This is a genomic window from Catenulispora pinisilvae (genome assembly GCF_015356865.1).
Lineage (GTDB): Bacteria > Actinomycetota > Actinomycetes > Streptomycetales > Catenulisporaceae > Catenulispora > Catenulispora pinisilvae.
In genome coordinates, this window is record NZ_JAAFZA010000178.1 from 1 (window position 1) to 21,972 (window position 21,972).

19 protein-coding genes and 2 pseudogenes are annotated in these 21,972 nt (G+C 70.8%); 9 read left to right on the forward strand and 12 right to left on the reverse strand.

The window, feature by feature from the left end; all coding sequences use genetic code 11:
* Positions 1-598, forward strand: a pseudogene (locus IZR01_RS35150) (LuxR C-terminal-related transcriptional regulator); the annotation flags it as partial.
* Positions 599-671: 73 nt separating this feature from the next.
* On the opposite strand, the gene IZR01_RS35155 reads toward IZR01_RS35150, so the two are convergent.
* Positions 672-1,334, reverse strand: a complete 663-nt coding sequence (locus tag IZR01_RS35155) for a hypothetical protein (protein WP_194896393.1) — start codon at positions 1,332-1,334, stop codon at positions 672-674.
* A gap of 174 nt (positions 1,335-1,508) precedes the next feature.
* On the opposite strand from IZR01_RS35155, the gene IZR01_RS35160 reads away from it, so the two are divergent.
* Positions 1,509-3,716: an endo-beta-N-acetylglucosaminidase gene (locus tag IZR01_RS35160; protein ID WP_194926361.1), complete on the forward strand. Its 2,208-nt coding sequence runs from the start codon at positions 1,509-1,511 to the stop codon at positions 3,714-3,716.
* A gap of 207 nt (positions 3,717-3,923) precedes the next feature.
* A complete protein-coding gene (locus IZR01_RS35165; protein ID WP_194926362.1) occupies positions 3,924-4,427 on the forward strand; it encodes a GNAT family N-acetyltransferase in 504 nt (167 codons plus the stop codon).
* Positions 4,428-4,560: 133 nt separating this feature from the next.
* On the opposite strand, the gene IZR01_RS35170 is transcribed toward IZR01_RS35165, so the two are convergent.
* The 3 genes from IZR01_RS35170 to IZR01_RS35180 all read right to left on the reverse strand — a co-directional run bounded on the left by IZR01_RS35170 (position 4,561) and on the right by IZR01_RS35180 (position 6,956).
* Entirely contained in the window at positions 4,561-5,703 is a 1,143-nt protein-coding gene (locus IZR01_RS35170; protein WP_194896390.1) for a hypothetical protein, read from the reverse strand.
* An 81-nt stretch (positions 5,704-5,784) separates the two neighbouring features.
* On the reverse strand, positions 5,785-6,345 hold the full coding sequence (locus IZR01_RS35175; protein ID WP_194926363.1) for a class F sortase: 561 nt from the start codon (positions 6,343-6,345) through the stop codon (positions 5,785-5,787).
* Between the two features lie 140 nt (positions 6,346-6,485).
* On the reverse strand, positions 6,486-6,956 hold the full coding sequence (locus IZR01_RS35180) for a MarR family winged helix-turn-helix transcriptional regulator (RefSeq protein WP_194896388.1): 471 nt from the start codon (positions 6,954-6,956) through the stop codon (positions 6,486-6,488).
* 72 nt (positions 6,957-7,028) lie between these two features.
* On the opposite strand from IZR01_RS35180, the gene IZR01_RS35185 reads away from it, so the two are divergent.
* Positions 7,029-7,412, forward strand: a complete 384-nt coding sequence (locus tag IZR01_RS35185; RefSeq protein ID WP_194896387.1) for a cupin domain-containing protein — start codon at positions 7,029-7,031, stop codon at positions 7,410-7,412.
* A 113-nt stretch (positions 7,413-7,525) separates the two neighbouring features.
* On the opposite strand, the gene IZR01_RS35190 is transcribed toward IZR01_RS35185, so the two are convergent.
* Both IZR01_RS35190 and IZR01_RS35195 read right to left on the reverse strand, forming a co-directional pair.
* Positions 7,526-8,626: a S1C family serine protease gene (locus IZR01_RS35190; protein WP_194896386.1), complete on the reverse strand. Its 1,101-nt coding sequence runs from the start codon at positions 8,624-8,626 to the stop codon at positions 7,526-7,528.
* Positions 8,627-8,806: 180 nt separating this feature from the next.
* The gene (locus tag IZR01_RS35195) at positions 8,807-9,241 is read right to left on the reverse strand and encodes a DUF6325 family protein (RefSeq protein ID WP_194896385.1); all 435 of its coding nucleotides are present in this window, start codon (positions 9,239-9,241) and stop codon (positions 8,807-8,809) included.
* A gap of 170 nt (positions 9,242-9,411) precedes the next feature.
* Between IZR01_RS35195 and IZR01_RS35200 the strand changes: the two genes are divergently transcribed.
* A complete protein-coding gene (locus IZR01_RS35200; protein WP_228555153.1) occupies positions 9,412-9,705 on the forward strand; it encodes an SHOCT domain-containing protein in 294 nt (97 codons plus the stop codon).
* Positions 9,706-9,774: 69 nt separating this feature from the next.
* Here the strand turns inward: IZR01_RS35200 and IZR01_RS35205 are convergent, their stop codons facing one another.
* Entirely contained in the window at positions 9,775-10,371 is a 597-nt protein-coding gene (locus tag IZR01_RS35205) for a hypothetical protein (RefSeq protein WP_194926364.1), read from the reverse strand.
* A 176-nt stretch (positions 10,372-10,547) separates the two neighbouring features.
* Between IZR01_RS35205 and IZR01_RS35210 the strand changes: the two genes are divergently transcribed.
* From IZR01_RS35210 to IZR01_RS35220, 3 genes are all read left to right on the forward strand, one after another.
* Positions 10,548-10,976: a hypothetical protein gene (locus IZR01_RS35210; protein WP_194926365.1), complete on the forward strand. Its 429-nt coding sequence runs from the start codon at positions 10,548-10,550 to the stop codon at positions 10,974-10,976.
* A gap of 145 nt (positions 10,977-11,121) precedes the next feature.
* On the forward strand, positions 11,122-14,838 hold the full coding sequence (locus tag IZR01_RS35215) for a glycosyl hydrolase 2 galactose-binding domain-containing protein (protein ID WP_194926366.1): 3,717 nt from the start codon (positions 11,122-11,124) through the stop codon (positions 14,836-14,838).
* Positions 14,839-14,874: 36 nt separating this feature from the next.
* Positions 14,875-16,950, forward strand: coding sequence for a glycosyl hydrolase family 8 (locus IZR01_RS35220; RefSeq protein ID WP_194926367.1), 2,076 nt, complete (start codon positions 14,875-14,877; stop codon positions 16,948-16,950).
* A 90-nt stretch (positions 16,951-17,040) separates the two neighbouring features.
* Here IZR01_RS35220 and IZR01_RS35225 read toward each other — a convergent pair whose 3' ends face one another.
* Complete coding sequence (locus IZR01_RS35225) at positions 17,041-17,940, reverse strand: SDR family oxidoreductase (protein ID WP_194926368.1); 900 nt, start codon at positions 17,938-17,940, stop codon at positions 17,041-17,043.
* 135 nt (positions 17,941-18,075) lie between these two features.
* Between IZR01_RS35225 and IZR01_RS35230 the strand changes: the two genes are divergently transcribed.
* Complete coding sequence (locus IZR01_RS35230; protein ID WP_228560889.1) at positions 18,076-18,594, forward strand: TetR/AcrR family transcriptional regulator; 519 nt, start codon at positions 18,076-18,078, stop codon at positions 18,592-18,594.
* A gap of 144 nt (positions 18,595-18,738) precedes the next feature.
* Here the strand turns inward: IZR01_RS35230 and IZR01_RS35235 are convergent, their stop codons facing one another.
* The 4 genes and pseudogenes from IZR01_RS35235 to IZR01_RS35250 form a co-directional block, all read right to left on the reverse strand.
* The gene (locus tag IZR01_RS35235; protein ID WP_194896379.1) at positions 18,739-19,347 is read right to left on the reverse strand and encodes a hypothetical protein; all 609 of its coding nucleotides are present in this window, start codon (positions 19,345-19,347) and stop codon (positions 18,739-18,741) included.
* 2 nt (positions 19,348-19,349) lie between these two features.
* Positions 19,350-20,000 (reverse strand): hypothetical protein, encoded by a 651-nt coding sequence (locus IZR01_RS35240; RefSeq protein ID WP_194896378.1) that lies wholly within the window; start codon positions 19,998-20,000, stop codon positions 19,350-19,352.
* Between the two features lie 10 nt (positions 20,001-20,010).
* Positions 20,011-20,937 (reverse strand): hypothetical protein, encoded by a 927-nt coding sequence (locus IZR01_RS35245; RefSeq protein WP_194926370.1) that lies wholly within the window; start codon positions 20,935-20,937, stop codon positions 20,011-20,013.
* A 32-nt stretch (positions 20,938-20,969) separates the two neighbouring features.
* A pseudogene (locus IZR01_RS35250) lies at positions 20,970-21,972 on the reverse strand (hypothetical protein); the annotation flags it as partial.

Here is a 21,972-nt window from a genome sequence, read left to right on the forward strand (position 1 = left end):
AAACCCACCCCGACTCGAAAACACCCCGACTCGACAACGCCTGCCTCACCCCGAACACTCTCCGCCCCAAAACCTTGAACCTCCCGCACCTCATCCGGATGCCCGGCGTCGACGGCATGGCGGCCACCGCGCAGATCTGCCGCCGCACGTCGGCGAAGGTCCTGGTGCTGACCATGTATGACATCGACGCCTACGTCTATGACGTGCTGCGCGCCGGGGCCAGTGGGTTCCTGCTCAAGGACGTCCGCCGCGACGAGCTGGTCCGCGCGGTCCGGCTCGTCATGGCCGGAGAGTCCCTGCTGGCCCCGAGCGTCACCCGGCGGCTGATCCGGGACGCCCTGAGCCGCCGCACGTCCGGGCGGCGCTGCGCAAGGAGCTGGCCAAGCTGACCGAGCGGGAGATCGACGCGCTGCGCCAGGTGGCGCGCGGGCACTCCAACGCCGAGATCGCCGCGGCGCTGGTGGTCAGCGAGCACACGGTGAAGAGCCACGTCAGCAACCTGCTGGCCGAACTCGGCCTGCGCGACCGGGCCCAGGCCGTCGTCTTCGCCTACGAATCCGGCCTGGTGGCCGCCGGTTCGGGCGAGGGCGGATCTTAGAACTAGAAGGGCGGATCTTAGAACTAGATCAGTTCAGTTCCGTCACTAGAGCGGTTCGGTTCCGTGAACCAGATCAGTTCAGTTCCGCCAAAGGAGCCCCGAGTTCGCGAGGCAGCGTGGCGGTGAACGTCCCGTCGACCACCGCCGCGTCGAGATCGCGCACCGTCCACCCGCGCACCCACAACAGCCGCGGCGGCAGCGGCTCCAGCGCGTGGCGGCCCAGCGTCTCGTTCAGGTCCCAGAGCGCGGAGGCGGCGTGCAGGGTCGCGTTCGACTCCAGTGGCAGCGTGACGAACGAGTTGCCGTCCATCAGCATCACCAGCGCGCCGAGCGGCAGCCGGCGGCTCAGTACCGGCTCCAGCCGGAACATGTGCGCGGCGCCGGGCCAGCCCATGCCGGTCACCGAGTAGGCCTCGGTGCGGGAGGCGGGCAGGGTGAACTGCCGCACGTCCAGCGGTTCGACGCTCAGTGCGCGAAGTGCGTCCTCCCACAGCCGCGCGGCGGGCACCTGCCACGTCGCGGCCAGGTGCCGGGTCAGCACCAGCGCCTCGTCCTGGCGTCCCTTCACCACGACCGCGCCGACCAGATCCGGGTGGAAGGCGACGGTGAACGCGTCGTCGCCCAGCGGCGCGCCGGCCGGCTGCACCACGACCCGCAGTTGCAGCGGCAGCAGGCTGGACGGCACGCCGGCGACGGTCCGGCAGACCGGATCAGAGCACGGAAGCTGTGCGTACATGGTCTATCCCCCCGGATAACCCGATTTCCCAGCGCCCATATCCCGGGCGCCGGGAGAGCCTACATCACGAGGCAGGCCATTGACCGAGGAGTTTCACGGTGAGACAGTCACCGGAAACTAAATCGCTTTTCTACGTGTGTTGTCATCTGAAGGTGTCATCCGTAGCGGAGGACCATGGGAATCGAACAGACGGGACCGAGCAGGCGCTTCGTTCTGCGTGGCGCCGGCGCGGCCGGGCTGACGCTGGGTCTCAGTGGCTTGCTCCAGCTGTCGGAGTCGGACGCCGACGCCGCAGTTCCCGCCGCAGCCCCTGTCGGATCCCGCGCGAGAGCCGCCGCGAGCCCGCCGCCCGGATCCACCACCGACCCGGCCGGTCTGACCGTCACCCCTAACGAGCCGTGGATGCACGGCTACCTGGCCAAGGACCTGGCCTCGTGGAGCGCGTCCAGCGACCCCTACGCCAAGTACTTCCGCTCCCGCGTCCCCCTCGCCCCGCGCATCCCGGCCTTCGCCGCGACCCAGGCCAACCCGGCGCTCGCCTTCGGCCCGCAGGTGATCGACCTGTCCGACGACTACCTGGGCGCGATGGCCTACCGCGCGCTGCGGTACCAGAACGACGTCACGCTGCGCACGTCCCGCTTCTGGCAGTACACGGACATCTACGCGTCCTGGCACGGCGTCATCACGGCCACCTCGACGCTCGACACCAACGCGACCTACGGCATCGTCAACCTCCCCAACCCGGCGTGGACCGACGCCGCGCACCGCAACGGCGCCAAGTCCCTCGGCTGCTGGTTCTGGCCGCGTAGCGACACCTTCTCGACCCTGGTCACGCCGAACCCCGACGGCACGTATCCGGTCGCCGACCAGCTGATCGCGATGGCCCGGTACTTCGGGTTCGACGGCTACTTCATCAACCAGGAGGCCACGGTCGCCTCCGCCGACGCCGCGAACCTGATGGCGATGCTGGAGTACCTGCGGGCCACGGCGCCAGCCGGATTCCACGTCCAGTACTACGACGCGATGATGCCCGACGGCACGCTGAACTATCAGAACCAGTTCGACTCGACGAACGCGCCGTGGGTGCTCAACGGCTCCACACCGGTGTGTAACAGCCTGTTCGTGAACTACGCGTGGGACGGGACCGCGGCGGCCTCGTCGCGCTCTCTCGTGCAGAGCCTCGGATTGGACCCGTATCAGGTCTCGTACTTCGGCACCGAATGTCAGGGCCGGGGCTTCGTCCAGTACGGCTACGATCCGCGCGGCAACTTCCCAGAGGGCGGCACCGCGCAGAACAGCTGGGGCCTGTTCGGCAGCACCACCAACATCCTGTGCCCGCCGGGCGTGGACCTGACGGTCCCGGCCAACCAGGCCGACCGGTACGCCAAGGAGCGCTACTACTGGTCCGGCCCCAACGGCGATCCGACGCGTACCGGCCGGTTCCGCGCGCCGGCCAGCGGCGACACGAGCACGCCTTACGACACGTACCAGGTGTGGGACGGCGTCGCGCACTACATCGTCGAGCGCTCGGCGATCGGCTCGTTTCCGTTCGTCACGCGCTTCAACACCGGCAAGGGTTTCGGCGTGTGGCGGGCCGGGATGCAGATCAGCGCGAATCAGTGGGCGAACGCGGGTGTCGCCGACGTCCTGCCGACGTGGCAGTGGTGGGTGACGAGCACCGGGACGTCGGCGGCGGCGGCCGTCGACTACGACCTGACGACCGCGTGGGACGGCGGCGCTTCGCTGAAGGTGAGCGGGACGCAGAACGCCGGGGACAGCAGCGTGATCCGGCTGTTCAAGACGCAGCTGGCGACGAGTTCCAACACGACCGCCCGGATCCGCTACAACGCGGGTGGTGCCGGTACCGACCTCGGTCTGAGCATCGGGCTGGTGTTCGCTGACGCGCCGACGCAGACGACGTGGCTTCCGATCGGCGCCACGTATTCAGCTGGCTGGAACACGGAGACGGTTTCGCTGGGCTCTTATACAGGACGCACGATCGCCGCGATCAGCTTGCAGTTCGCTGCTTCGGCCGCCACGAGCTACGCGGTGAACGTGGGGGAGTTGGCGTTCCTGGACGGCGCGGCGGTGGTGCCGTCGGTGCCCGCCGGGTTCGCGATCGACGCGTCGTACGTCAACGGCACGGCCGCCGAGATGCTGTTGTCCTGGACGCTGGCCACCTCCGGGGTCTGGTACTACGACCTGCGCCGCGTGCGTCCGGACGGCACGGTCGAGGCGCTGGGGCGGACCTACGACGAGGTCTTCTACGTCGCCGAGATCGACCAGGTCGCCGGCGAGGCCACGACCACGGTGCAACTGGTCCCGGTGTCCCCGACCGGCGACGAGGGCCCCGCCGCGACCGCCACGCTCAGCTGGAGCTGACGGGCAGAGCTGGCCGCCGGAGCTGACGGGGCAGAGCTGACTGCGGAAGCTGGCGGGCCGGAGCCGGTCGGTCAGAAGGGGAACGGGGAAGACGCCGCGTGTCAGGGTATGGGGCGTGACACGCGGACGATGGCGGACGGCCCGCCCAGGGGCTCGGACGGGCCGCCCGCCGCTCAACCACGCCGGCTGCTGGCTATCCTGAGCGCCATGGCCGCACCAGTGATCAGACCCCGGCGCGACGAGGACCTGCCGGGCTGCGTGCAGGCACTGCGCGGCGTGCACGAGAAGGACGGCTACCCGGTCCACTGGCCCGCCGACCCGCGGCACTGGCTGACACCCGACCGCATGCTCGGCGCCTGGATCGCGGCCGACGCCGAGACAGTGCTGGGGCATGTGCTGCTCACCCAGCCCAGCGACGCCTTCGCCGACGGAATCAGCCTGCCCGCCACGAAACTGGCTCTGGTAGGGCGGCTCTACGTGGCGGTGGACGCGCGGCGCGGAGGACTGGCCGCCGACTTGCTCGACCGCGCCGCGCGGGCGGCGGTTGAGGAGGCGCGCCAGGCGGTGCTGGAAGTGGACGCCAACGCGCCGGGGCCGATCGCGCTCTACGAGCGGGCGGGATGGCGCTTTGTCCGGAAAGACACCGGCGGCTGGATCGCGGCGGACGGCTTGCCGGCGAGAGTGCGGATCTATTTGGCGCCGGAGGGATAGGACCGCGAGCTTTAGGGTTGCGAGCTTTAGGGCTGCTTACCGTGCCGCCCGCGAGTCGGTGCGGCGCCGAGTCCCTTCCCGCCGCCGCACCACCGCTACCCGCTACCCGCAGGGCCTGAGCACCCTCAGCACCTCAGCGCCGAACGTCCTTGCGCCGCCGCACCATCGCCGTCCCCGCGAACGCGACTCCCGCCCCGGCGACCATGCTCCCGGCGAGCAGCCCCACCGAATCAGTGGCCTGTTTCGCCGGCTCCGTCACCGCCGCGGCCAGCACCGGCCGTCCGCCCTCGGCCGCGAAGCCGCCGCCGGCCTTGCCCGGCACGCCGGGGGTCAGGTCGCCGCTCTGCTCCGGTGCGGTGCCCTTGCCCTGCTCCGGGCAGCCGTGCAGGGTCGCCGACTTGGAGCCGCCGCCCGCGCGGCGCGCGGTCACCACCGTCGGTGCGGTGCCGATGCGCGCGCTCTTGGTGGCCGTGCCGTTCGGCGGGACGCTGATGCGCAGCGTGCGCGGCGTCAGGCCCGCGCCCTGAACGTCCAGCCGCTGCGTCGAGGCGGTGTTGTTGGCCGCGCTGATCGCGACCGTGCCGCCGCCGCCCTCCTCGCAGCGCATGTCGTAGGTGACCGTCAGCGGCTTCGGGGTCGCCGCGAAGTTGTAGCGCACCCCGTCCACCGCCACGTTGTCGGCGTAGGCGTCCAGGGCCGCGCTGACGTTCAGGTAGACGTTGATCACGTGCGCGTTCGGTCCCTCGGCGGCGACCACGTCGGCCAGCGTCACCGGCTTGTTCGACGGGATGCTGCCGAAGGCGCGGGAGGACCACCAGACGGCCGCGCCGCGGCGGTTGGCGAACGTGCGCCACGTGCCGGTGCCCAGGCCGCCGTCGAGGTGCGGCTGGTAGCTCAGGGTCGTGTAGAAGTTGCCGCCGGCGATCTCCAGCTGGAGGTTCACCCCGTACTGCGGGTCGGCGCCGGAGGCGACGTAGGCGCTGTACGCGATCCGGCTGCCGGCCACCTTGTCCAGCGGGGCGACCAGCGGCAACTGCGCTTGGGCGCGGGCGCCGCCGGCCAGGTTGTCCAGGCGCAGGCTGCCGTCCTTGCGGATCGGGTCGTCCACGGCGCCGGAGATGGCCACCTCGCCGGCGTTGGACGGCGAGACGCGCCAACCCTGGGCTCCGGACAGGGTGGTGACGCGGACGCCGGCGACCGCGCCGGCCGGCCCGGCGGTCAGGACGGCGAGGGTCAAAGGTGCCACGGCGAGGCCGGTGAGCAGTCGATGTTTCATGATCACAGTCGAGACGGTCCCGGCCCCGAGGGGTCGGACCGACACGGCGCGGATCGGCTGGGGGCGGGATAAGACCGATGATCAGTGCGTGCCGGGACGGTTCGTCGAGGACCCGATCGCGGTCAGCCGGGCGAAGACGATCACGGTGCTGAGGTAGGCGTGGGTCTTCCGGTCGAAGCCGCCGCCGCAGGTGATGAGGCGGAGGGCGGGGTATCCGGGATCGTTGTAGACGAGGTCGGCGGGGAAGTTGTCGTCCGGGTAGGTGGCTACCCGCTCAACCGTGAACGTCGCCTCGGTGTCGTCGTCACGCGCCACCTGGATCTGTGCGCCTGGACGCAGGTCCCTGAGATACAGGAAGACAGCGGTCTGCTTCGGTGTGTCCAGATGGCCCCAGATCACCGACGCGCCCTGGCTGCCCGGCGACGCCGTGCGGCCGTACCAACCCACCTCGTCCGGCCGGTCGAAGGGCGGAGTCTCGGGAACGCCGTCGGGATCGGTGCCGGTGACGACGATCGGGGCTTTGATGCCGAGCGCGGGGATGGTCAGCAGAGTCGGGATGCCGTCGGACGAGAGAGTCGTGGGCGATGCCGACGGCGTAGGCGATGCCGGCGCCGGCGGAGCAGGAGCCGCGCTCGAAGCCACGGCCGCCGGCCGCAAAGACCGCGCCGGCACCCCGGAACGAGGGCCGGCCGCACACCCGGCCGCGCACCCCACAGCCACCGCCGCAGCTACCCAAACCCGAATGATCCGCACGCATCCCGACCATAGCGACCGGCCGAGCGCTACCCGTTGAACCAGCCCGGAATGTCGAACCGCGTCTCCCGATCGGCCGTCATCTCCCGCAGCGCGTCCTCGATCGCGGTCATCCGACCTTCGCCGAGCCGCTCGGCCCAGCGCGCCCGCAGGTCCGCCATCACCTTGAACGCCTGTTGCTGTACGTCCACCCCGCGCGGCGTGAGCCGGATGATCTTGCTGCGCGCGTCCCCCGGGTCGGAGACCCGCTCCACGTACCCCTCGCGCTCCAGCCCCTCGATCGTCTTACCGGCCGCCTGCTTGGACACCCCGAGCCGCCGCCCCAGCTCGGAGGCGGTGACCCCGTCGCCGATGGCCTTGAACGTGACGCCGTGCAGCGGCCGGAAGCCGGCGTGGCCGGCCTCGGCGAGTTCGGCGTGCACGTCGTCGATCAGGGCGCGGAATCCGAGCAGCAGAAGTAATGGCAGGTCAGAGCCGCGCGGCGGAAGAGTGCTTGACACGATCGACAACCCCATTGTCTATTAAGGACAACACTGTTGTCGATTCTAGTCGATGTGATCCCAGGAGCGACCATGCCTGTCATCCGTACTTCCGAGAACCGCCAGGCTCAGACCCCGGCGGGCACCATGACCACCCTCGCCTCGCCGACCCTCGGGGCGGCCGAGCGGCCGATCTGGCGGGTGGACGTCGCCGCCACCGCGCCGGCCGGTCCGCTGCACGTCATCGATGTCGAGCAGATATGGGTCTTCACCGAGGGCGGCGCCGACGTGACGGTGGCCGGGGAGACGCACGCCGTGCGGGCCGGGGACACCGTCGTGGTGCCGGCCGACGCCGAGCGCCAGGTCGCCCCGGACGCCGCGACCGGGTTCAGCGCGATCGTGACCGCGCCGGTCGGGGGCCGCGCGTGGGTGCTGCCGCGGGCGGGCGACGGCGTCGTGCCGCCGTGGACCGTGTGACCGCCTGATCGCCCCGGCGCGGCCGTCTGAGCCCGACCACCCAGCCCGGCGACCCAAGCCCGGCGACCCAAGCCCGGCGACCCGAGCCCGACCACCCAAACCTGACCACCCGCTTACCCGTTCAAAGTCCCCAGCGTGACCGTCGCGGTGTGCTTCGATCCGTCCGGCGCCGTGTACGCGACTGGGACCTGCTGTCCCGGCTTGAGTGACACCAGCACCTGGGACAGCGTCGTCAGGTCCGGCGTCGAGGAGCCGTTCACCGCGGTGATCACGTCCCCGACCTTCAACCCCGCGTTCCCGGCGGCGCTGTTCGGTTCGAGCTCGGCGATGCCCACCCCGGCCGGCTGGCCGTTGTTGTCGACCACGCCGGTCACCTTCACCCCGAGCGCGGCGCGGCCGGAGTCGGTCACCTTGCCGGAGGCGATCAGCTGGTCGGCGATCCGGGTCGCGGTGGCGGTCGGGATCGCGAAGCCGATGCCGGGCGCGGCGCTGTTGCCCAGTTCCGGGTTCAGCGCCGCGGCCGACGGGATGCCGACCACCTCGCTGGACAGGTCGACCAGCGCGCCGCCGCTGTTGCCGTTGTTGATCGCCGCGGAGGTCTGGATGGCATCGCCCACGGTGATCGCCGCGCCGCTGCCGGAGCCGTCGTTGGAGGTCACGGTCCGGCCCAGGGCCGAGACGATGCCCTGGGTCACCGTGCCGGTCAGGCCCAGCGGGCTGCCCATCGCCAGCACGATCTGCCCGACCCGGAGTTTGGTGGAGTCGCCGAACTTCGCCGGCTTCAGCGTGTTCCCGCCGCTGCCGACCCGGATCACCGCGATGTCCCCGGTCGGATAGCTGCCGACCAGCGAGGCTGTCAGCGGCTGGCCGCCGGTGGGCTGGGTCACCTGGAAGCTGGTGGCGCCGGAGACGACGTGCGCGTTGGTGAGGATGTCGCCCTTGCCGTCGTAGACCACGCCGGAGCCCAGGCCGCTGCTGGTGCTGATCTGCACCACCGAGGGCAGCACGTTGCCGACCACGGTCTCGTAGTCCGACTGCAACTGGTCAGAGGTCTGCGCCGAAGGCGAGGCGGAAGCCGTCGAGGAGCTGGAGGACGCCGCGGCCGGCGTCGACTCCGACGACTTCGCCTTCGACGATCCGCAGCCGGTGGCGGCCAGCAGGAGCACGGACACCGCGGCGGCCGCGGCCGCACCCTTGTTCACACGCTGTTTCAACGGTGACCTCGCTGAGTCGGGGGCAACGGTCACCCGCTGGTCTGCGCGCCCCGGGGCCTGCGCAAACGTCGCCAGCGCCGGACGTGTGAACCCGGCGGCCGGCCGCGGACCACGACCCCGCCGCCGGTTTCGGGCGGTTGTACCGCGCCGACATCGACGCGGTCACCGCCTGCCCGCTCCTCAGCCCAGCGCGTCGACCGCGGTGACCACCACGTCGTGCGGGATCAGGTCCAGCGCGGCCAGTTCGCCGCCGGCCTCGCGCACCGCCGCGACCAGCCGCTTGGCCCACAGCGCCTCCCACACCACGAACAGCCCCGCTGAGCCCGGCGGCAGCGACATCGCCAGGTCCTTCAGGTCGTCCTCGCTGAGCAGCCCGTGGACCTCGCCGTCGAGCCGGTCCAGCGCGGCGGCGAACTCGGCGGGCACGGTGTCCAGCTCCAGATAGCGCGGCGTCCCGTCGGGATCGCTCTGCACGAATGCCAGGTCGATGATCCGGATCGCCCCGCTCTTCACGACGTCCGCCAAAGCCGACGCGACCTCGCCGTTCAGCTTCCCGTCCCGGAAGGCCACCACGGCGTACTGAACCGGGCCGATCTCCGTCGATTCCAGGGCCATGGCCACGCTCCTCAGGTCGTCCGGCGCTGTCCTGCCAGCCTGGCCGCCGCAGGCGTACCCCGCAGCGTGGGCTGCTGCGCCCGGGTGGAGCGGGCGGCTCGGCGTGCGGCGCGTGCCGGGTCCACCTACGGTGGCGCAGGAGGGGGGAGCGCGAAGCGAAGGAGCCTCCCATGATGTTCGGACGCCCCGTGGTCGTTCGCCGCGGTCCCGGCCTGCTCGGCGCGGCGGCGCGCACCGCTGTGGTGGCCGGGACGGCGAGCGCCGTCGCCGGCGGTGTGCGCAGGCGACAGGCCGACCGGCAAGCCGAGGCCGAGCCGCAGGCGCCGCCGGCGCCCCAGGCCGCCGCCCCGGCGCCGGGCGGCGACTCGATCGCCGAACTCGAACGCCTGGCGGCCCTCAAGCAGCAGGGCGTGCTCAGCGACGCCGAGTTCGCCGCCGCGAAGGCGAAGGTGCTCGGGCTCTGACGCGGTGCTCGGGCTCTGACCTGGTGCCGGGGCTTTGACGTGGTGCTCGGGCTCTGACGCGGTCGGTCCTCAGGACCGCGCCGCGACGGCCTCGATCTCCCGATACCGCTCATGCGCGGTCTGCCGGGTCACGCCCAGCGCCTCGCCGATCAGCTCCCAGCTCAGCTCCCGGGCCCGAGCGGCGCCCACGGCCGCCGCGATCTCGGAGCCGACGCGGGTCTGCGTGACCCGCAGAGCCTTGATGACCGCCAGCGGCCGGGCGTCGTACTCGCCTTCCTCGCGCGCCGTCTGGAGCGCGCCGACGAATCCCTCGGCGGCCTTGGCGGCGGCGAGGAAGTACACGGTGACGTCGTCCATGTGGACGTCCCACTGCCCGCGCGCCGCCGCCTCGGCCCGCGGGTCGTACCCGACCCGCTCGCCGCGCCACCCGCACACGCACGCCGGGACCAGCCACGCCGGTTCCACGCCCGGGTCGTCCACGCCGCCGCCCGCCGACCACCAGCCGTCCCGGAACTCCAGCTCGGACCAGCGGCCGCCCGAGCCGTAGGCGGGGATGACGCCGTTGGCCAGCACCCCGACCGCGTGGCCCTCGTGTTCCTCGTCGGGGACGCCTTCGTAGAGCCAGCCCATCGCGCGCTCCTTCCGTGTCAGGACTTCCTTACGCATGAATGTATGGGAATCCTGACATGAGTTCAAGGGGGTGAAGCCGCCCCGGCGTCGCGCCTCACTCCGCTCTCACTCCGCCGGCCGAACCCCGGTGGCCGCCGGACCCCATCAGCCTTCGACTGGACCGACGCGGGTCCACGCGGCGCCCGCCTCAGCGACGGGACCGGAGGCGAGGAGTGGCGCACCGCATCCGCTCCATCGCCTCAGCTCTCCTCCTCGCCCTCGCGGCCCTCCTGGCCCCGCTCGCCGTGGCCTCCGTCTGGATGGCCGACGAGATCGGCGACACCGACCGCTACGTCGCGACCGTCGCCCCGCTCGCCACCGACCCGGCGGTCCAGAACGCCGTCAAGGCCGTGATCGGCCACGGCCGGGCCCTGACCCAGCGGGTCGGCCTGTCCACCGGGCCGGTCGGGCCGTGGGTCAACCGGCACCGCCGCGCGGTCGGCGCGGCCGTGGTCGGCGTCGCGCTGATCGCGTTCCTGCTCTACGACGACGCCAGCGGCGCGGCTGTCCTGACGTTCGCCGTCCTGCTGCTCGCGGCGCTCGCGCTGGTGGAGTTCCTGGATTCCGGCGACCCGGCGGCCGCTTCCACCATTTCTGGTTAAGGACCTTTCACAGACTCTTGACGACCTGGTCGGGGGGTGAGTAGCGTACGCCCCGATCTCGTTAGGAAGCTTTCCTAAATCGTTCGCGCACTGTTCCAGCTCCGTAGCACTCTGCGTCATCCGCCAAGCCCACGAGGAGTCGGGCATGAGATCCAGAGACACGCTCCGCACCCGCCGCACCGCGACCCGCGCGTTCGGGGCCGTCGCACTCGTCTGCGCGGTCCTCGCCGGAACCGTCCAACTCGCGACGGCCGGCAGTGGTTCGCAAGGCGCCCTGAGCCCACCGGCCGCGACGCCGCGGGCCGCGGCCGATCCGGCCACCGGCTCCACGGCGATCCAGAACCTCGGCGCGGCCACCGGTTGGAAGGTCCTCACCAGCGCGACCGCCACGCAGAGCGGTTCGCAGATCTCCACGCCGGGCTTCTCCACCTCCGGGTGGCTGTCCGTCGCCAACGACGGCGGGGGAGCGCCGGGCACCGAGATCAATGCCCTGCTCCAGAACGGCGCGTGCCCGAACGTCTACTTCTCCAGCAACATGAAGAGCTGCTTCGGGCAGATGACCAAGATCGGCGCGGACACCATCGCGCAGTTCTCGGTCCCGTGGTGGTACCGCACCGACTTCACCGCGCCGCCCAGCGGCCAGGGCGCGCGGCTGATCCTGAACGGCGTCGTCGGCTCGGCCGACGTCTGGGTCAACGGCTCGCAGGTGGCCTCGTCCTCGACGGTCACCGGCGACTACGTCCAGAACGTCTTCAACATCGGTTCCAAACTCGTCAGCGGCACCAACTCGCTGGCCATCGAGATGCACCCGAACAACCCGAAGTCGATGCTGACGCTGGACGACGTGGACTGGACCCAGATCCCGCCGGACAACAACACCGGCATCCAGTTCCCGGTGCAGTTGGAGACCGGCGGCCCGCTGATCGTGGACGACGCGCACGTGAACCAGGACACCGCCGACAACTTGTCCAGCAGCGCGCTGACCGTGAAGGCGTCGGTGGTCAACGTCACCGGCTCGGCCCAGACCGGCGCGGTCACCGTGACCCTCACCCCGCCCGGCGGCGGGTCGCCGATCTCGGTGACGCAGAACGTCACCGTCGCCGCCGACGCGACCTCGACCGTCACCTTCACGCCGGCGAGCTACCCGGCGCTGACGCTGTCCTCGCCGCAGATCTGGTGGCCGTACCAGATGGGCGCGCAGCCGCTCTACACGCTCGCCACCTCCGTCGCGCAGAACGCGACCGTCCTGAATTCGACCTCTGAGACCTTCGGCATCCGGACCGTCAGCTCGGACCTGGTCGGGTCCGGGAGCGCCGCGTCCTCCGGGGTCCGGCAGTTCGGCATCAACGGCCAGCCGCTGGTGATCCGCGGCGGCGGCTGGGATCCGGACCTGTTCCTGCGCTACGACCCGGCGGACACCGCGCAGCAGATCGCCCTGATGAAGTCCATGGGCCTGAACGCCATCCGGCTGGAGGGCCACTTCCTGCCGCCGGACTTCTACCAGCAGATGGACGCCGCCGGGATCCTGGTCAACGTCGGCTACCAGTGCTGCGACGAGTGGGAGAACAGCGGCTCGGCCGGCACGGTGTATCAGAACACAGCGACGACCCAGGGCGCCGTCTGGCGCAACCACCCGAGCATCTTCAGCTTCCAGTGGAGCGACAACGCGCCGTCCTCGACGCAGGAATCCGAGGCGCTGAACGGCTTCGCCGCCGCCGACTACCCGGGTCCGTTCGTCTCCTCGGCCGAATACAACTCCAGCGACCAGCTCGGGGTGTCGGGCGAGAAGGAGGGTCCTTATGACTGGGTCCCGGCCAACTACTGGTACGACACCTCGCACTACCCGTCCGGCGACTCGACGCTGACCAACGCCGGCGGTGCCTGGGGCTTCGACTCCGAACAGAGCGCGGGCGACACCGTGCCGACGATGGACTCGATCAACCGCTTCCTGTCGGCCTCGGACCAGTCCGCCCTGTGGCAGAGCACCGGCGCCAACCAGTACCACACGAACTACGAGGGCACCGGCCACAGCGGCTACGACTTCGGCACGCTCTACAACCTGGACCAGGCCATCTCCAAGCGTTACGGATCCTGGTCGAGCCTGGCGCAGTACGTGCAGGAGGCGCAGGCCCAGAACTACGAAGACACCCGCGCGCAGTTCGAAGCCTTCATCGCGCACTCCACCAACGCCACGCAGCCCTCGACCGGCACCATCTACTGGCAGATGAACAAGGGCTGGCCGACGCTGCTCTGGTCGCTCTACAACAACGACTACGACCAGGCCGGCGCCTACTTCGGCGCCCAGGAAGCGAACCGCTCCCTGCACGCGATCTACACGCTCGACAACCACACCGTGACGGTCGACAACCTGTCCGGCCAGACCCAGTCCGGCGTCACCGTCGAGTCGAAGGTCTACAACACCGCCGGCACCCTGCTCGACGACCAGACGTCGGGTTCGCTGTCTCTGGCCTCGCAGAAGGTCCAGAACAAGGTGCTCACGCCGAAGCTGCCCAGCGCCTCCAACACGGTCTACTTCGTCGAGTTGCTGGTCAAGCAGAACGGCAATGTGGTCGACCGCAACGTCTACTGGGACTCGACCACGCCGGACGCGGTGAACTGGGGCTCGACCATCCCCTCCGGCGGCGGCAACCCGCAGGCCACGATGAGCTCCTACGCGAATCTCAGCGCCCTGCAGAAGCTGCCGGCCGCCACGGTCTCCGCGACCGCCTCGACCAAGAGCCAGCCCGGTCCGAACGGCGCCGACAGCCTGGTCACGGTGACCGTCACCAACAAGTCCACGACGCCGACCGTCGGCTTCCTGCTCCGCGCGGACCTGCGGCGCGGCACGGCCTCGGGCGCGGAGCTGTCCGGCGACAACGAGGTGACCTCGGCGGTCTGGGGCGACAACGACGTCACGCTGTGGCCGGGGGAGTCCGAGACCCTGACCGCCACCTACAAGTCCGCCGACCTCCAGGGCGCGACGCCGGTCGTGAGCCTGTACGGCTGGAACGCGGCCAAGACCGACGTGGCCGCGGGCACCGGGACCGGCGTCACGAACGACTTCTCGCTCACCGATTCTCCGGCCGCCGGGACCGTGACGCAGGGTTCTTCGACGACCGCGACCGTGTCCACCTCCGTGGTCGGCGGCAGCGCGGAATCGGTCGCCCTGACCGCCTCCGGCCTGCCGACCGGCGCCACCGCGACGTTCAGCCCGGCCTCGGTGACGGCCGGGGGCTCGTCCACGCTGACCGTCGCGACCGCGGCGACCACCCCGGCGGGGACCTACCCGATCACCATCACCGGTACCGCCCTATCCGCGACGCACACCGCGAGCTATTCGCTGACGGTGAACTCGTCGGGCGGGACTTCCTGCACACCAGCCCAACTGCTCACGAATCCGGGCTTCGAGTCCGGGGCCGTCGACTGGACCCAGACCTCCACGCTGGGCTTCACCCCGATCACCAAGGCGACGTCGGCTGAACCGGCCCACTCCGGTTCGTGGGTCGCCTGGTTCAACGGCAACGGCAGCAAGGACACCGACACCGCCGCGCAGGCCGTCACGATCCCGGCCGGCTGTACCGCGGCGCTGTCCTACTGGCTGCACATCGATTCCACCGAGAGCACGACCACGGCCAAACCGGACACGTTCAAGGTGCAAGTCCTGAACTCCTCCGGAACCGTGCTCGCGACCGTCGGCTCGTTCTCCAACCTCGACGCGGCCGACGGCTACACCCAGCGCACCGCCGACCTCTCCGCTTACGCCGGTCAGACCGTCACGCTGAAGTTCACCGGCTCGGAGACCGACACCAGCGGTGGCACGACCACCTTCGTGGCCGACGACACCGCCCTGCAGATCAGCTGAATCCCCACACCCCCACCGCAGAAAGGATCGAGCACTGTGAAACGCCGCACGCAGCGGGTGCTCAGCCTGGCGACCGGAATCAGCACCCTGGCCGGATGCGTGGCGCTCGCCGCCACCCAGAGCGCCGCCGTCCACGCCGCCGGACCGAACTACGCGTTCCCCCAGCACCAGACCTACAAGGTCGGCGTCATGCCGTCGGCCTCGCAGGCCACCCGGGACGCCGCCGTGGAGAAACAGTACGACTCCTGGAAGTCCACCTATCTCGTTCACGGCTGCGCCAGCAACGAGTACTACGTCTCCACCAAGGGCGACGGCGACGCCACCAACAACGGCCCGGTCTCCGAGGGCCAGGGCTACGGCATGAACATCGTGCCGCTGATGGCCGGATACGACGCCGGCGCGCAGACCGAGTTCAACGGTCTGTGGCAGCTGGTCAAGGACCACGAGGACCAGTACGGCCTGATGCAGTGGCAGCTGGACGGCAAGAGCTGCAAGTACTACAGCTCCGGCACGCCGGACGGCGCCACCGACGGCGACCTGGACATCGGCTACGGCCTGATCCTCGCCGACGAGCAGTGGGGCGGGTACACCAGCGACGCCAAGACCTGGCTCACTAACTTCTGGAACCACGATGTGGCTCCGGACGGCCACCTCAAGTGCGAGGACGACGGCCCGAACACCGACACCCGGCCCTCGGACCAGATGATCGACCACCTGCGGGCGTTCGCGGCGTACGACACCTCGCACGACTGGAGCAAGGTCATCTCCCGGACCGAGGCGGTCGACAGCTCGCTGGTGAGCAACTACTCCTCATCCGCCGGCCTGTTGTCGGACTTCGTGGTCGGCGCCGACGGCGGCAGCCCCAAGCCCGCCCCGGCGAACTACCAGGAGGACCAGCCGGACAACATCGTCGGCTACAACTCGATCCGGGTGCCCTGGCACATGGGGACCGACGCGCTGCTGAACGGCTCCTCGGTGGCCTCCTTCGAGCTCGGCGACGCGAAGAAGTGGGAGGCGTGCGCCAAGCAGGTCTCCGGCGACAACCCGGCGAACGTCTACCCGCACCTGAACCTGAACTGCACCGGCTACAACACCTCGGACGTCGCCGAGGAGGCCGGGGACTCGATCGGCCCGTCGGCGATGGCCGCCGGGGACCAGGCGTGGACCGACAAGATCTGGAGCTACCTCCAGACCAACCCCTATGGCGACGGCTACTACGGCGAGACCATCAAGACCCTGGTCATGATCGTCATGGCCGGTGACTACTGGAGCCCGGCCTCGGCGTCCACCCCGCCGCCGCCGGCCAACGACTTCTCGATCTCGGCCTCGCCGGCGTCCGGGTCGGTGAGTCAGGGTTCTGCGGCAACCGTATCGGTCGGGACCTCGGTCACGTCCGGATCGGCGGAGTCGGTCTCGCTGACCGCCTCCGGGCTCCCGTCCGGCGCCACCGCCGCCTTCAGCCCGGCCTCGGTGAGCTCGGGGGCCTCCTCGACGCTGACCGTCTCCACGGCCGCCACGACCCCGGCCGGCACGTACCCGATCACCATCACCGGGACCGCGTCTTCGGGATCGCACACGGCGTCGTACTCGCTGACCGTCACCGGCTCCGGCGGCGGGACGTGCACCGGCGCGCAGTTGCTGGCCAACCCGGGCTTCGAGTCCGGCGCGACCTTCTGGACCCAGTCCTCAACGCTCGGCTTCACCCCGATCACCAAGGCGACGTCGGCTGAGCCGGCGCACTCCGGTTCGTGGGTGGCCTGGTTCAACGGCAACGGCAGCAAGGACACCGACACCGTCGCGCAGCCGGTGACCATCCCGGCCGGCTGCACGGCGACCCTGACCTACTGGCTGCACATCGACACCACGGAGAACACGACGACCGCGAAGCCGGACACGTTCAAGGCGCAGGTCCTGAACTCCGCCGGGACCGTGCTGGCGACCGTCGGCTCGTTCTCCAACCTGAACGCGGCCTCGGGCTACTCGCAGCAGACCGCCGACCTCTCGTCCTACGCGGGACAGACGATCACGCTGAAGTTCACCGGCTCCGAGACCGACACCAGCGGCGGAACCACGAACTCTGTCATCGACGACACGGCGGTGACCACCTCCTGAACCTGACCGAAGAGAGGGCGGCACCGGCCCCGGCGCTTTGAGGGAGGCGTCGGGGCCGGTGCCTGTCCTGTTCCGGACCTTCTACCGGTTTCACTGCTCCACGAAGTAGTGGTCCTGCTTCAGATCCTCGATCAGACCGACGTGCTCCGGCTCCCAGCCGAGCGTCTTGCGGGTGACGGCGTTCGAAGTCGGGTTGTCCGCTCCGACGACGAAGCCGAGGAAGCCGAAGTGCGCGGCGGCGTCGTCGGCGGTGATCGACGCGGTCGGGACGCCGAGGCGCTCGGCGATGGTCTCGGCGATCAGGCGGAAGGCGTATCCCTCGTTCTCCACGCCGTGCAGTCGGGTGCCGCCGGGCGCGGACTCCAGCGCCAGCCGGTAGATCCGGGCCGCGTCCCGGGTGTTGAGGGCCGGCCAGCGGTTGGCGCCGTCCCCGACGTAGGCCGCGACGCCCTTCTCGCGGGCGATGCGGATCAGGGTCGGGCCGAAGCCGTGGTGGTCCAGATCGCTGTGGACCAGCGGGGCCAGGCGCACCACCGAGGAGCGGACGCCGCGTTCGGCCAGCGCGATGACCGCGTTCTCGGCGTCGACGCGCGGGCCGGCGTGCACCGTGTGCTCCTCCAGCCCGAGCACGCCGGGGGCGTGCCGGGCCAGCCCCAGCGTGCCGGCGGTCGTGACCAGGGGCTTTCCGGTGCCGACCAGGCGCTCGCCGATGGCCTTGGTGGCGCTCAGGTCCTTGGCCGCGGCGTCCGCCATGTCGGTGAAGGAGTGGTCGTAGGCGAGGTGGATGACGCCGTCGGCGGCGTCGAGGGCGTCGAGGTAGGAGTCCGGGTCGAAGACGTCGCCGCGGTGCACCTCGGCGCCGCGGGCGGCGGTCCGCTCGGCCGCGGCGTCGGTGCGGGCCAGCCCGACGACCTGGTGTCCGGCTTGGAGCAGTTCGGGGACGACGGCCGAACCGATGTGTCCGGACGCGCCGGTGACGAAAACACGCATGGTGGCCTCCCGGGCCTGTGATGACAGAGACTGACATCAGTCAGGCTAACACTGATGTCAGTCTCTGTCATCAACTATCATGGGGCCATGAGTCGCTGGCCGTCGAACCCCCGAGGACGTCTCCAAGAAGCCGCCATGGAATTGTTCGCCGAGCACGGCTACGACCAGACCACGGTCGCCGGGATCGCCGAACGTGCCGGTCTGACCGAGCGCACCTTCTTCCGCCACTTCAGCGACAAGCGCGAGGTCCTGTTCTCCGGCGGGGAAGAGCTGCGGGCGATGATGGTCGAAGCGCTCACCTCCGCCCCGCCCGAGGCCACCCCGCTCGGCGCGGTCGAGGCGGCGCTGTCCGCGGTCACCGCCTTCTTCGACGAGCGGCACCCCATGTCCCGGGCCCGCCAGGTCATCATCGACGCGCACTCCGAGCTTCAGGAGCGGGAATGCGCCAAGATGGGCAAGATCGCCGAGGCCCTGGCCGAGGCGCTGCGCGCGCGGGGCGTCCCGGATCCGGACGCGCGGCTGACGGCGGATGCCGGCATCGCCGTCTTCCGGTCGGCGTTCGCGCAGTGGGTGCGCAGCGACGTCGGCGATATGCGCACCTGCATCGAGGAGTGCTTCGCGGCGCTGGAGAAGGTCATCGCGCAGGGGCGTTGAGCTCGGCTGCTCGGTCGGTGGCCGGCCCGGTAGCCCGCCGGGTCGCGGCTCAGCCGAGTCCGGACACCGACAGCAGCACCACCAGATCGGGCGGGACCGTGGAAGTGGCGCCGGCGGTGTGCGTTTCGCGCAGCGAGCGCGCCGTCAGCGCTTCGGCCGCGTGTACTGCAACGTCGCGGCGAGCTTGTCGGCCAGCTCGAACAGCTCGTCGCTGAAGAACAGCGCCTGCCAGGTCACGGTGAACAGCAGCACGCCGTCCACGCCCTCGGTCCGGATCGCGTAGGCGACGGTCTGCAGGACCGGGCCCTCGCCGAACTCGTCGATGCTGCCCTGGAAGCGGTGCCTGGCCCGGACCGCCTGCCCGATCGGGAGCTCGCCACGGGTGGTCTCGGGCTGCTCCAGCGAGATGGACAGAGTCCTGCCGAAGTAGCCGGCCAGCTCCTCCACCGTGAGGCCGGCGTCCGCCTTCAGGCCCCGGACCTCGATCCGGGCCAGCTCGCCGTGTTCGGGCTGCGGGCAGAACGAGAACGCGAGCGCGGGCCTTCGGGTGTGGGAGTCGGCCGCGGCCGTCAGCAGCGCCTCGGACAGCGCGGCCACGACGTCCCGGGGGGTGTTCGGGGCCAGACGGCTGAACGCCACGGACTCGGCCCAGCTCTCCAGGTCGGCCCGGGTCAGCGAGTCGTCGACGGGCAGCTGGATCGCGCCGCCGGGGACGCCGATGTCGACGGTCAGGTCAGTGATCGCGATACTCATGGTCAGTAGGTCCATCCGAAGGTGCCGGCGATGGTGTCGAACAGCTCGGCCATGACGTCGGCGATGGGCTCGACCGGGGTGGAGAAGGTGACGACCACCTGGTTGGGGGTGTTGGGGATGGTCAGCCGGTACTCCACGATGGTGGTGACCAGGGTCCGGACCCCCTTGCCGTCCTTGGGGTCGCAGACCAGTTCCTCGCGGTACCGGCGGCGCAGCGCCAGGCCGGCGGCCGGCAGCTCGACCATCGTCGCCTCGTGGCCGGCGGCGGCGTAGTTGATCGCCAGTTGGTCCAGGGCGGGCAGGGTCCGGCCGAGGGCCGGGACGTAGGTGATGATCGCCGAGGCCGACAGCGGCACGTCGCCGATCCGCATCGTCGACAGGTACATCGCCACGCCGCCGTTGTCATAGGCGGCTTTCGCCTGCTCCCGGATCAGCTCGGTGAGCCGGGCCTTGACCAGCGGGAGGTCGTCGCGTCCCGCGGTCTGGGTATCGACCACCTTGCCGATCTGCCGGTCCCAGAACTGGGGGTCCAGCACGACGCGGTGCCAGCCGGCCGGGACGGCCATGCGGTAGTCGCGGGGTATGGGGGGAGCGCCGGGGACCGGCGCGGCGCCGGCGTCGGGCTGCCCGGCGTCGGTTTCGGGGCCGTTCATAGCAGAAGCCTCAGTTTTGTGGGCGAGAGCGCGCGATGCCCAGGCCCGCCAGTGCGGCGGCCACGACGATCGCGGCGATGAGCGCGTACTGCGAACCGGTCCCCTGATCGGACTTGGCGCCCAGCGCCGGGTCCTGGTGACCGTTCGGGTCGTACACGTAGGTGAACGCGGGCACCGTGGCGGTGCCGACGTTCGTGACCGAGTCCGGGCAGGACTTCAGATCGACGGTCTTGCCGTCGGGGGCCTGCACCGCGCATTCGAGGGTGCGGCCGCCGCCGTGGCTGCTGGTGTGGGCGGCGGCGTTGACCGAGGTGGCCGAGGCTTGCGTGCCGCTGTAGCGCAGTCCCAGGTAGGGACCGCCGACGGCGGCGACCACCAGGGCGACGAGCCCGGCCACGGTCAGCCCGGCGGCGATGTTCACACCGCTGCGGGTGGAGGCGGGGAAGCGGATGGCGGTGCCGCCGATGGCGAGCAGGCCGACGAAGCCGATGCCGAGCGCGGCCGGCCGGCCGACGTACATCGCCACCACGAGGGTGACCGCCACCGCGACCACGAGTACCGCGAACGCCGTGCCCCACGCCGCGACCGGCGAGCGCTCCGGACGGGTCTTCCCGCCGCCCGCGCTGACGGCCGGCCGCGTCTTGACTTTCGCGGCGGCGGCCCGCTCGGCTTGCATGTCCCGCGCCCCGTCGGGCCGCGGGCCGTGGCCGATCCGGCGGAACGCGGTCTGCGCCGCGGACCGCTCGGCGTCGGTCGGCTCGCGGCCCACGGCGCAGGTGTGGCACAGCAGCACCGCCTCGACCTGCGAGGCGCCGTATGGCGTCGCCGCCAAGGTACGCAGCTCCTCGATCCGGAACCCCGCAGCCGCCAGGGCCGCCAGGTCGGACGAGCCCAGTTGGTCGAGCAGCTCCGTGATGTCAGCCGGTGTGTGCGCCATCGCCCTCGTGTCCAGTTCGGTTGTCGTCCGGCTCAGCCGGCCGCTTGCCATTGCCAGTTGACGCCGGGGATCCCGTTCATGCCGACGACCGGGCTCTTCTTGGCCTCCCCGAAGAGGTCCGGCTCCGTCCACGGGTTGTTTCCGTGCTCCCACGGCAGCCACTGCTGCGGCGGGGTCCCCAGGTTGGACCAGCCTAGCGCCAGCGGGATCACCTGGCTGCCGGCCCAGGCGCCGCCGAGCGCCAGGGTCTTGATCCCGTACGAGGAGCCCGCCGCGCCCCGCAGCCCGGCCATGATGTCCGCCGGACCGGCGGCGTGCAGGGCGACCGGGTTGAACAGGGTCTTCATCGCGTTCGGGAACCACGGGTTGTCCGCGCCCTCGGCCACCGCCTTGAACGCGTCCGCGCCCTTGAGCCCGCCGCTGGCCTTGGCCGCGACCTCCCACGCGCCGGCGCAGTCCTCGCCGCTGATCCAGGCTTCCTTGAAGGTGGAGATCGCCTTGGCGCCGGCCTCGGCCCGCGCCGCGGTCGCCCCGGCCTTGACCCCGGCGCCGAGCAGCTTGCCCGCACCCAGCGAGAGCACGCCCAGCACGTCGATGCCGACGTCCAGCCAGGTGCCGCGGCCGTCCATGGCGGACACGGTGTCGCAGACCAGCGCGGTCACCGCCGCGACCGCCGCTATGACGGTCACCACCGCGATCAGCAGCTCGGAGACGCCGGTGAACATGCCCAGGACGAACAGCGCGGCGCCGGCGATGGCCGCGATGACCCCGGCGATGTGGCCGATGTCGGCCACCACGTCGCCGACCCAGTCCCAGAAGCTCTCCTTCAGGCCGTCGTGGTCGACGACGTTGTTGATCGCGCTGGCGACCGCCTGCTCCTGGCTGTTGCGCAGGTTCACGGCCGCGTCCAGGTCGTTGCCGGCCTTGGTCAGGTCGGCCGCGGCGTTGGCCTGCTGGCTGTTCAGCCGCTGCATCGCCGGGTCCGGGCCGGGCGGCGGGGCGGGCGTCGGCGCCGGTGACGGGCCGGGCGAGGGG

Excerpts from the sequence above, each read along its gene's own strand:
- IZR01_RS35155 (WP_194896393.1), bottom strand. The coding sequence starts at position 1,334 with ATGTACGCACAGCTTCCGTGCTCTGATCCGGTCTGCCGGACCGTCGCC.
- IZR01_RS35160 (WP_194926361.1), top strand. The coding sequence starts at position 1,509 with ATGGGAATCGAACAGACGGGACCGAGCAGGCGCTTCGTTCTGCGTGGC.
- IZR01_RS35165 (WP_194926362.1), top strand. The coding sequence starts at position 3,924 with ATGGCCGCACCAGTGATCAGACCCCGGCGCGACGAGGACCTGCCGGGC.
- IZR01_RS35170 (WP_194896390.1), bottom strand. The coding sequence starts at position 5,703 with ATGAAACATCGACTGCTCACCGGCCTCGCCGTGGCACCTTTGACCCTC.
- IZR01_RS35185 (WP_194896387.1), top strand. The coding sequence starts at position 7,029 with ATGCCTGTCATCCGTACTTCCGAGAACCGCCAGGCTCAGACCCCGGCG.
- IZR01_RS35195 (WP_194896385.1), bottom strand. The coding sequence starts at position 9,241 with ATGGCCCTGGAATCGACGGAGATCGGCCCGGTTCAGTACGCCGTGGTG.
- IZR01_RS35200 (WP_228555153.1), top strand. The coding sequence starts at position 9,412 with ATGATGTTCGGACGCCCCGTGGTCGTTCGCCGCGGTCCCGGCCTGCTC.
- IZR01_RS35205 (WP_194926364.1), bottom strand. The coding sequence starts at position 10,371 with ATGCGTAAGGAAGTCCTGACACGGAAGGAGCGCGCGATGGGCTGGCTC.
- IZR01_RS35215 (WP_194926366.1), top strand. The coding sequence starts at position 11,122 with ATGAGATCCAGAGACACGCTCCGCACCCGCCGCACCGCGACCCGCGCG.
- IZR01_RS35225 (WP_194926368.1), bottom strand. The coding sequence starts at position 17,940 with ATGCGTGTTTTCGTCACCGGCGCGTCCGGACACATCGGTTCGGCCGTC.
- IZR01_RS35230 (WP_228560889.1), top strand. The coding sequence starts at position 18,076 with ATGGAATTGTTCGCCGAGCACGGCTACGACCAGACCACGGTCGCCGGG.
- IZR01_RS35235 (WP_194896379.1), bottom strand. The coding sequence starts at position 19,347 with ATGAGTATCGCGATCACTGACCTGACCGTCGACATCGGCGTCCCCGGC.
- IZR01_RS35240 (WP_194896378.1), bottom strand. The coding sequence starts at position 20,000 with ATGAACGGCCCCGAAACCGACGCCGGGCAGCCCGACGCCGGCGCCGCG.
- IZR01_RS35245 (WP_194926370.1), bottom strand. The coding sequence starts at position 20,937 with ATGGCGCACACACCGGCTGACATCACGGAGCTGCTCGACCAACTGGGC.